Genomic DNA, 9,952 nt, shown 5'->3' on the forward strand with positions numbered 1-9,952 from the left:
GCCCGCCCGCGGACATCTGCGCCCGAAAACGGCCCCGGACCCCGAGTAGGGGGGTACGGGGCCGGAGGCAAACGCAGCCATGGGCCGTGTCAGCTCGTCAAACGGTAATAAATCAGTGCTTACCTAGGTATGGGGAGAGCTTGTTCAGGACGTAGACGTAGCCGGACCCCGAGTAGGGGGGTACGGGGCCGGAGGCAAACGCAGCCATGGGCCGTGTCAGCTCGTCAAACGGTAATAAATCAGTGCTTACCTAGGTATGGGGAGAGCTTGTTCAGGACGTAGACGTAGGTGCAGATGGTCGAGTCGGAGTAGTGTTTCCCGAGCTCGTCGAGGAACTCGTTCAAGTCCGCCTCGTGGCATTCGCGGAAGAAGGATTCGTACTTCCTGTCCTCGACCCGCCGATACGGTTCGTGCTCGTGGCAGTTCCTTATTATCGCGAGGGCCCTTCTGCGCCGACGCTCCATGCTCACCGTGCTACCGCCACGGCCGATTCCGTACGCCTCGAGCAGGAAGCTGTCCCCCAGCTCGGGTGAATACCCTGCACCGTGCCCGAGCAGCCAAGCGTCGAAGGTCTGCCAGGTACTCGAGAAGCTGCGGATGTAGCCATCCGACAGCCCCGCCTCCTTCATCGACCGCACCGCTTCGTTGACCAAATCCTGAATGACTTCCATCTTCGGCTCCATTCCTCCATGCGGGACCCATTTCCCGCATGGCGAATACAAATGGATACTTACCGGATGAAGTCAAGCAACAGAGCGGGGCGCCGAGCGCCAACTTCGCATTTGCCCCAGCTGCCCATTCCATGTCACGGTCGACTACATGCGCTACTCGGTCGACCACTCCCTCATAGGAGAGCAGGTCGACGTGAAGCTGACGCCGGGCGAGGCGTCCATCCTGCACGGCGGCCGGACGGTGGCCGCGCACCCCCGTCTTCTCGGACGCAAGGGGCAGTACTCCACGAACATAGACCACATGCCCGAGAACCACGCGGCCCTCGACGACCCCTGGTCGCCGGACCGGTTCAGGTCGTGGGCGCGGCGCGTCGGCCCCGAGACCGAGGCCGCGGTCGGGCGGGTGCTCGCAAGTCGTGCGGTCGTGGAGCAGTCGTTCGTCTCCTGCCGCAACATCCTCGGGCTGTCCAAGACCTACGCGCCGGAGCTGCTCGAGCGCGCGTGCGCCAAGGCGAACGCCGCGTCGGCGCTGCCCAGCTATACCTCGCTCAAGAACGCGATCCTCGCCATGAGGGCGGCGGACGCCCAGGCGCGGGCGAACAACAGGCCCCTTGCGCAGACAGCGCCCGGCGATTTGGTGGATCGCGCCAAATCGGCCGGGCGCCTGCGCGGCGCGGAGGCGTACAGAAGGGGCGGTGAATGAGATGCTGACCGAAGAGCACTTCGATTTGTTCAGGCAGTTCAGGATAAAGGCGATGGGAGACAAGCTGCGCGAGATGGTCGATGACGCCTCCTTTGACAAGTTCACGTTCGAGGAGAAGATGGAGACGCTCTTGGACGCGGAATCCACGGCCAGGCGCGACCGCAAGGTCGCCAAGTACGTGAAGCAGGCCGGGTTCAAGACGCCCTCGGCCTGCGTCGAGGACGTGGTCTATCTGCCCGACCGCACTATCAACAAAGATCGAATACTCCGCTATTCCGATTGCGGCTGGGTCGAGAGGTGCGAGGTCATGGTCATCATCTCGAAGACCGGCTGCGGGAAGAGCTTCCTGTGCCAGGCGTTCGGGAACGCCGCGTGCCGCAAGCTCATCCCGACGCGCTACACGCGCCTTGCCGATGCGTGCGACCAGCTCAATCGCGCCCGCGCCGCGGGCGATGGCAGCTACTACGAGAAGATGGACGCCTACAAGACGGTTCCCCTGCTTATCTTGGACGACTTCATGACCACGCCGATATCGACGCAGAACTCCGTTGACCTGTTCGAGATCATGGAGGCACGCGAGGGACGCTGCGCCACCATCATCGCCTCGCAGCTCGAGCCCAACGAGTGGTACCTGCGCATCGAAGGGGAGCTTATGGCTGACTCCATCCTCAACCGCATCGCCACCGGCGCCCGCTACATAGACTTGGAGGGTCCCAACATGAGAGAGTATTTTGCGAAGAAGAGAGGTGCTGCGTAGCGGTACCAAAACAGCTTACCCGCGGTACCGTCTTTTGCTGATCGCCGGTACCAAGTTAGGTGATCGCCGGTACCGCGGGGGGTTACTAGCCAAGTTAGATTTATTCCTGAACTATTCCAGCGGGATATTTTTGAGCCTTGAATCTTCATTTCAAATGCAACGCTTCCGAATGAGCAGCGGCTCATGGACCTCTGTAGAATGGTGTTTGCCTATAACATCATACGAAGGAGGGAGCCATGGGCCACCACACCCATCTTACGCTATCCAAGCGCGAGGGCATCATGATTTTGCATCGGGAAGGCGAAAGCATATCCGGCATTGCCCGCAAGATAGGGCGGGCTAAGCCGACCCTATCCAGAGAGCTTGAGCGCAGCTCCTGCGAGCGCTTCTAGCGCGCCTCGACCGCGCAGCACCGTTACGAAGAGCGGCGTTGCGCCTGCCGCACCATCCATGGCGGCGGGGAACAAACGAGAACACCAACGGCCTGCTGCGGGAGTAATTCCCCAAAGGCCGTTCGCTTGCGCGAGTGAAGGAAGGCGATATCCAGCTGGTGTATGATGAGCTGAATAAAAAGGCCGCGCAAGCGCCTGGGCTACAGGACACCGTACGAGGTCCATTACTCAGAATCGTTGCGATTGGTTTGAAGATCCAAGGACTAAAGAGTATACAACAACGAGGCCGCTTCAACGCAACCGTTGCCGAAGCGCCGCTGCACTCGCATGGCCAACGAACGGATAACGGCACGAAAGCGCCAGCGCACACCGAACCTTCTTCCGCTATGCTGAAAGCACAACAATTCCACCCAAGGAGGTCGTCATGGCTAAGGCGCATGCGAAAGCAAAGGGAAGCCATCGGGCGTTGAAAGTCGTCGGCATTGTCGTTGGCGTCATTGTGGGCATCGCGCTGGTAGCGGTGTTCGGGCTGAACATTTACATGCGCACCGCCTATGCGCCCTTCTACGACAGGGTGGAGCAGCAATTCTCCATTCCCGGCATGGTGCAGGGCACGTGCATGACGAGCGAGGGCTACATCGCGCTTTCCACCTCTTACGGCCTTGCGACGTCACATCTGCTCGCCTACGACGTGAACCTGAGCGCTCCTGACGGTACCTTCACCACCAATGCCGGCGACGAGGTGCCGCTGTTCTGCCTGGATTCCCGCAACCTCGTGGACGACTTGGCCGGCCCGCCCATGCTGGAGGGCATCGAATCCCACGAAGGCCGCCTCATCACGCTGGACGAAGCGGCCTCCAACAAGTACATCTTCGGCAAGCTCTACGGTGCGGGCCAGGTATATGCGGTGGAGTTCTAGGGAAACCGCATAACCGCAACGCGACCTGGCAACCTGCAACGTTAGAACAGCACGCTGCCAACTGAATACGACCAGAAGACGACGCCAACTATCAAGACGACGCTCAGAAGCCAGCCGACTTTTGCGAAATCGGCAAAGGAATAGTATCCCTTCTGATAGGTGAGAATAGCCGTTGGGGTAAGCGGAAGAAGGAAGCTTCCAGCTCCAATTGTTGCCAAAATGAACGTCGGCACAAGCCCATTTAGCCCGACTGTCGAGCTATACACCAGAATCGTAGGCAAAACGATTGAAAGCACGGCGGGGGCGGAAGGGCAGAACGACAGAACCAGATAAATGGCAACGCCCATCACCAGGAACAAGAGAAGCGGATGCAAATTCAGAAGACCGCTCTGGTTCAACAAGTCGACGATGAGTGTGTCGCCTCCATTCCTCTTGATTGCCTCCGTCACGGACAGTATTCCACCAAGCATTAAGAAAGCGTCGAGCGTATTATTCTTCCGAAAGTCCTCCCAACTCAGCAACGAGACGCCAGGGAGGAACAACACCACCATATAGATAAGGGCAACGTTGGTGATGCTCAGTACAGGAATCCAACTTCCCAGGAAGCAGAGAATCGGGAAGAGGACGACCAGGGCAATAACCTTCTTATCATACGCTCCCAATACCACACTGCCGCGCTGCGACATATAGTCCCGAACGGCTTTCTCGTTGATGGGTTCGGGAGGAAACACCTTTACCAGACTCAACCAAGCAATGAATGTCATAGCAACACTCAGCGGAACACCCATGAGCATCCATTCCGCATAGTTCACGCCACTACCCGTTTGCGCCTCGAGCATCCCCATAGCTATGATGTTGAGCGTATGGCTGACCGGCGTGGCGAAGCCGCCGAAGTTGCAAGCAGCGGTAATGCCGATGACGAGATCTTTCGCTAGGTTGGAGCCTTTTTTCAACCTAAGCGTCCTGATGAGCGGCATCAGAAGACTGAGCATGAGAATCACCGAGGCCACATCGTTGAGAATAGACGAAATGACCATGCCGGAAACCATGAACGCGAGCACAAGCCTTTTAGGGTCGACACCTGCGCGCTTAATCATGAACTCGTAAATCATCGGTCCGAACTGGCTATTGGCCACAATCACGTTGAGAACCGAAATCGCCAAGATGAACCACGTTGTCGCGTTGGAAAACCCGAGAAACGCCTCGGCAAACGAGGGTACGGCATTCGTCAGCATGAGGAAGAAGCAGATTGCCGCTCCCGTGATGCCCATGGGCAGTACTTCGCCAATCCAAAGCACCACCCCCGAAACGAGAATGAGAACCGATTTCAGCAGGGCATTATCGCCTGCAAAAAATGCCGCGACAAGCGCCGCCACAGAGCACAGCAGGCCAACAAGTTGCTTCGTTGTAGCAGTGCGATTCATGTCGTTTCCCCCAACACGCTCAACGAGCCGGGGAGCGCCAATCACAATGCGAAGACGCTCCTCGGTTCAACTAACAGTTATCCAACCCCCAATGATGCCTTACGCACCAACGAGGAGCAGGATGCCCGGCACGCCCAAGCCAACGACGATTGCGAACATGACCGTGGTGGCAATGCCCGGCACAACCAATTCGTTGCTCTTCCAATATCCCGAGCCCATCGATATGAGCATAGGTGGGTTAATCGCAAGGACAAAACCGCTGCCCAAAGTAAACGCGAGGAGAATCGGAATGCACGCCTCGGGCATACCCGAAGCCGCAATCAGTCCGAGGAACGGGCTGAACATAACCGGCAGCAAGCTGGGCCCCACGGGGAAGAACACGACAATGATGCAGGCGATTACCGTAAGAGCCAGGGCAATCACGAAACCAGGACCAGACACCAGGGAGACCAGCGCGTTGGCGAGCCAGTCGGCGGCACCCGTCTTCAGCATGACCTGGATAACGGCGCTCACGCTACCGAACATGAAGAACACGTCCCAGGCAATGCCCCCGACGAACTCATCCCACGTGAGAATCTCGACACCGGGGAACATGAACCAGATGATGCCCAGCAGGCCGACGTTGAGGACGCTCAGCAGAGGAATCCACGTACCAGCGATGAGCATGACCACTAGAACGACGAGGCTCACGAGAGCGAACTTGTCCTTGGCCGTGGCAGGAGGGATGTCGTTGAACTTCTCCACCAGCGCTTTAAACTGCTCCTCGGAAATCGGCTCGGGCTTGAACATGAGCTTCAGAATGAGGAACGTGAGAATCATGACCACAATGGCAACGGGAATACCGACAAGGCACCAGATGCCGAAGTTAACCGAGATGCCCGTAATCTGCTCCAGCATGCTATTGCAAAGCGCATTCATTGGATGACCGATCGGGGTGCCAGCGCCACCTACCATGGCCGCAATAGGCAATCCCATCAGCATAATCTTGCCCATATGGGACTTCAGCTTCGGCTGACCGAGCGCCTCGAGAATAGACACGCCGATCGGAAGCAGGATGGCAACAACGGCGAGGTTCGCCATGAACATCGACATCACACAGCCAACGAGAAGGTACCCGAGGCAAATGAGAGACGAGTTCCCCTTGCTGATCTTCAGCACCACGCCGACCAGCTTCTGTGAGAACGGCGTCTTCTTCAGCACGGTGCCGAACGAGAACACGAACAGGATGAACAGCATGGTCGCGTTCATGAACCCGGCCACTACATCGTTGGCCGTCGCCACGTTGAGCACAATGAGCAGGAGCATCAGCAAGAAACCTGTCACAGCAAGCGGCATAACGCCTCCCACCCACAGCACCACGCCAGCAAGCATGATGAACAGCGAAATCGTCCCCTCATGGGAGAGACCGTCAATCGGTACGAATATTCCCGCCACCACTAATGCGGCGGCAACAACGAGGAGAATGATTTTCTTCGTCAATCCATTCATGACCGAGCCTCCTAACAAACTGCTTCTTCGATGATGAAATCTTCGTTCTTCCACGACGGGCTCACGAGATGATCCATGTTCTCCCACTTCTTCTTGGAGAGCATATAATACACCGCAACCCCGCCGTTCGAGCCCGCTTCCAGGCGATGGACATACCCGTCCCAGCTCACGAGAATCTGCGAGACGACGCTGTTAGGATCGTCGAAATCGCCGAAATAGATGCTGTTCAGGTAGCAGACCCCCACGCACGCAGGTGTCTCGCCCTTGTCGATGAGATCCGCGCACATGTCGCATTTCCCAATTTCCCCGCTTAAGGGGTCAAGATAGATTGCAGAGTACGGGCAGGCCTTCACGCACGCCTTCGAATCGCACTGGCCGCAAATCGACGTGTCCCCCACGGCGACGATGCCGTCCTCGCGCTTATAGAGCACTTCGTTCGGGCACACTTCGGCGCAGGAGGGACGCTCGCAGTGGTTGCACAGCGTTGGGATGAAATAGGTGTTCGGATTCGGAAAGTCCAGACTCTGGTTCGTCTTGGTATCGGTGTAGTGCGATCCCAGAAACGAGTTCGTCTTAATCTTGCACGCCATCATACAGGTTCGATGGTCGGAGCATGTATCGAGATTGATAACAAATCCTAAGCGAGTCATGCTCTAGTTCGCCTCCAATGCAATTTCGGGATTGGGCATAAGGTTCTCAAGTTCTTCGCGGGTGATGACCGGTTTGTAGCGCGCGATATCTTCTTCGCTGCACCTGTAAATCTTGCAGAGAGATGAGCGCAATCCGGGCGTTCCGTTCTCTTTTCCACCATGCACACATTCAAGAAGACCCTCAACGTTCCACTCGAATGCGCCGTGGATGTCCTGATCGGCCGCGCGCTCCGGACGCCACCAAGCGTGCTGGGCATAGCTCACGACGCCAGGGCGAATAGCGAAGCGGAAGCTGACTCGCCCCATGACGCGGTTGAACCGATCGCGGCCGCTTTCCGTGGGCGATTCAATCCAGATCCAATCGCCATCCGTGACGCCAAACTCGGCAGCGGTCTCCGGGTTGATAAATACCTCGGGCATCGGAGAAATCTCGCGAATCCAGGGGAGCTGACGGAATTCCGAGTGAAAGAAACCGGGCTGGCGTTTGCCCGAAGAGAAGATAAGCGGATAGTCTTCCGCCAAATCGGGACGGGAAATCGGAGACTCCGCAGGCTCCTCGTAAACCGGGAAGGGATCGTAGCCGGCATGCTGATGAACGGTTGAGAACAGGTTGCACTTGCCGGTATCGGTAGGGAACTTGCCGGCGTAGAGGTACTGCTGCATAAGGGGCTGCATCTGAGCACCGTATTCGACCTTCCGAAGATCGAGGCACTCTTCCCAACTTTTGCCCGTGAACTCGCGGCACCAGCGATCACGCTCCTCGTCGATCGTGTCGTTTTCCCACAGCTTGCCGTACTCGCCACCCCAGTACAGGGTATTCTCGGAGTTGAGAAGGCGGTCGTTGTTGTAACGAGGGTCGATTTCCTCGAGCTTGTGAGCCAGCGCCGCGCCGAAGTCGTAATCGTGGCGCGCCTCGCCCAACGGCTCCACCGCACGCCTGAAGGCGTTCTTGAATGGGGTAACGCCACCCACGCTGAACTCCAGGTAATTGCGCTCCATCCACGTTTGCGCGGGGAAGACGTAGTCGGCCATCTCCGCCGTCGGCGTCATAACGATCTCCGAGACAACATGAAGCTGAATCTTGTCCTCATCTTCCAGAATGGACATAATGCGCGCGGTCGAGGGATCGTGCATGATCCAGTTCGACGCGATGGAGATGATGCCATGGATCGGATACGGTACTCCCGTCTCGGCTGCCGTGAGAACCTCATTGATATCCGGGCAGATGAGCATGGCGTCGGAGTTCTCCGGACGTGCCGGGTGCCACCTGGCCATTTCTTCCCACGCAAAACCGCAGGCCATGCGGTGGTTGTAGTAGCCAAGGCGCTTGCGCTGCTGCTCGAGGGGCAAGCCGTCCTGGTAGCTCACCTCGAACTCGCCCGGGAACGGCATGGGGGTAATCGGGTAGAGCTGGCCCATCTTGCTCCCCATGCTCGCGTCCACGCTTCCCGTCAACATGCGCAGCACGTTAATCGCCTTGAAGTAAGGGCCGGAATTGGTAGCCATGTACTGGGTTCCCTCGTACACATCGATCGGATGCAGCGTATCCACCAATTCGCAGGTACGCTTGATCTGCTCGACATCAAGGCCGGTAACCTCGGCGGTCTTTTCCGGAGTCCATTCCTGAACCGTTTCTTTCAACAGCTGGAAAGCAGGCACGCATGTGGCAGTGTGGCCCCTCTTGCCAATGGGAATCTCAACCTCGCCGAACAGAGCGGGATCCATCCCCTCGGGCATTTCGGCAGGAGAGAGCTCCAGCGTCATGATGTTCTCGGAGAAGTTCTCGAGGCACTTCTCATAATGCTCGCGCCCGCTCACTCCGCCTTCCCATTGGATGTTCTCCGCATCCCAGTACTTAACCTTGCCGTCGGCGTTGTCGATGAAGAGGTAGCGCGAGCTGCTGCCGCCCTGGGCGGTGTCGGCCTCAGTGATCATTTCGCCGGTGTCCTGGCGAACCAAGAAAGGTGCATTTGTCCACGTCTTAACGAACTCAACCTCATAGGAGTCGGTGTCAATCAAACTTCGGATGAGGCACAGCAGGTAGGCGAGGTCGGTTCCGGGACGGATGGGCAGCCACTCGGTGGCGCTGAGGGGCCACGGACCCCCAACCGGATCCAGAACAATGCGCGGGAAGTCGCCTCCAGCGCTCGCTGCTGCCTGGAACCCATTGAGCATTGGCCAGGAATACGCGGCCTCATTACCGAACGCCAAGTACAGCTTGGCATTGGGGTCAACCCCGAAAGCAGTGTTGAAGAGCTGGCCGAAGTGAATCGACTGGGAGGTACGCGGAAGGCAGCAGACGTGCTGAGGGCCGAAGTAGTTGTTCGGCGTGCCAATGGTGCGCGCGATTCGGTGGGCCACCCAGCCCATGTCCTGGCGACCAGTACGCCCAGGAAGGGCAAAGGTCTCCGGACCGTATTCCTTCGACATTTCGTAAATCTTTTGCGCGACCTCCGAAATGGCCTGCTCCCACGAAATCTGCTCCCACTTGCCCTCGCCGCGCTTGCCAACACGCTTAAGCGGGTGCAGAACGCGAGTTGGGCTGTACTGGAGCTGAATGGAGCCAAGGCCACGCTCGCAGATATGGCCGGTGCCGCCTTCCGCTTGACTCACGGGCTCCATATCAACGACCTTGCCGTCTTCAACCACGAAGTAGGCCGCACAATTCATGTGGCAAGCCCGGCAATGCCCGTAGACCCTCTCTCTCTCCGACGCAGTAACTTCCATCGTCTCTCCTCTCTTTTGCCCCCGGAATCGCTCACGATTCCTGGCAGGGAATTCAAACTGCCCAGTGGCCTTCAACGCTCAACGCAACAGCGCAGTGAGCGTCAAAACAACTGCGTGATCATAAAGCTCCAAGAGGCCAATCGGAATCCTCTTGGAACTTTCCATGCCATAGGTAGAATCCTCCAGGAGTTTTCCGACTAACAACTTGGAAAGACCTAGGA

General features: G+C 57.8%; 9 protein-coding genes and 1 pseudogene. 5 read left to right on the forward strand and 5 right to left on the reverse strand.

Translation table 11 applies throughout. From position 1 onward, the window contains the following. Positions 1-239: 239 nt before the first annotated feature. Complete coding sequence (locus HRL41_RS10860) at positions 240-671, reverse strand: hypothetical protein (RefSeq protein ID WP_172137045.1); 432 nt, start codon at positions 669-671, stop codon at positions 240-242. A 109-nt stretch (positions 672-780) separates the two neighbouring features. On the opposite strand from HRL41_RS10860, the gene HRL41_RS10865 reads away from it, so the two are divergent. From HRL41_RS10865 to HRL41_RS10880, 5 genes and pseudogenes are all read left to right on the forward strand, one after another. Continuing rightward, positions 781-1,374, forward strand: coding sequence for a hypothetical protein (locus HRL41_RS10865; protein WP_371808842.1), 594 nt, complete (start codon positions 781-783; stop codon positions 1,372-1,374). A gap of 1 nt (position 1,375) precedes the next feature. Further along, entirely contained in the window at positions 1,376-2,131 is a 756-nt protein-coding gene (locus HRL41_RS10870; protein ID WP_172137047.1) for an ATP-binding protein, read from the forward strand. Between the two features lie 236 nt (positions 2,132-2,367). Then, positions 2,368-2,523, forward strand: a complete 156-nt coding sequence (locus tag HRL41_RS10875) for a helix-turn-helix domain-containing protein (protein WP_172137048.1) — start codon at positions 2,368-2,370, stop codon at positions 2,521-2,523. A 47-nt stretch (positions 2,524-2,570) separates the two neighbouring features. After that, a pseudogene (locus HRL41_RS12245) lies at positions 2,571-2,775 on the forward strand (transposase); the annotation flags it as partial. Between the two features lie 172 nt (positions 2,776-2,947). Next, a complete protein-coding gene (locus HRL41_RS10880) occupies positions 2,948-3,442 on the forward strand; it encodes a hypothetical protein (RefSeq protein ID WP_172137049.1) in 495 nt (164 codons plus the stop codon). A 41-nt stretch (positions 3,443-3,483) separates the two neighbouring features. Here HRL41_RS10880 and HRL41_RS10885 read toward each other — a convergent pair whose 3' ends face one another. The 4 genes from HRL41_RS10885 to HRL41_RS10900 all read right to left on the reverse strand — a co-directional run bounded on the left by HRL41_RS10885 (position 3,484) and on the right by HRL41_RS10900 (position 9,731). Then, entirely contained in the window at positions 3,484-4,866 is a 1,383-nt protein-coding gene (locus HRL41_RS10885; protein WP_172137050.1) for an SLC13 family permease, read from the reverse strand. A 99-nt stretch (positions 4,867-4,965) separates the two neighbouring features. After that, complete coding sequence (locus HRL41_RS10890; protein ID WP_172137051.1) at positions 4,966-6,354, reverse strand: SLC13 family permease; 1,389 nt, start codon at positions 6,352-6,354, stop codon at positions 4,966-4,968. A gap of 11 nt (positions 6,355-6,365) precedes the next feature. Beyond that, positions 6,366-6,944, reverse strand: a complete 579-nt coding sequence (locus HRL41_RS10895) for a 4Fe-4S dicluster domain-containing protein (protein ID WP_172137052.1) — start codon at positions 6,942-6,944, stop codon at positions 6,366-6,368. Between the two features lie 63 nt (positions 6,945-7,007). After that, positions 7,008-9,731, reverse strand: a complete 2,724-nt coding sequence (locus HRL41_RS10900) for a molybdopterin-dependent oxidoreductase (RefSeq protein WP_172137053.1) — start codon at positions 9,729-9,731, stop codon at positions 7,008-7,010. Positions 9,732-9,952: the final 221 nt, after the last annotated feature.

Origin of the sequence: Adlercreutzia sp. ZJ473 (genome assembly GCF_013185065.1) — a bacterium.
Classification (GTDB): domain Bacteria; phylum Actinomycetota; class Coriobacteriia; order Coriobacteriales; family Eggerthellaceae; genus CAAEEV01.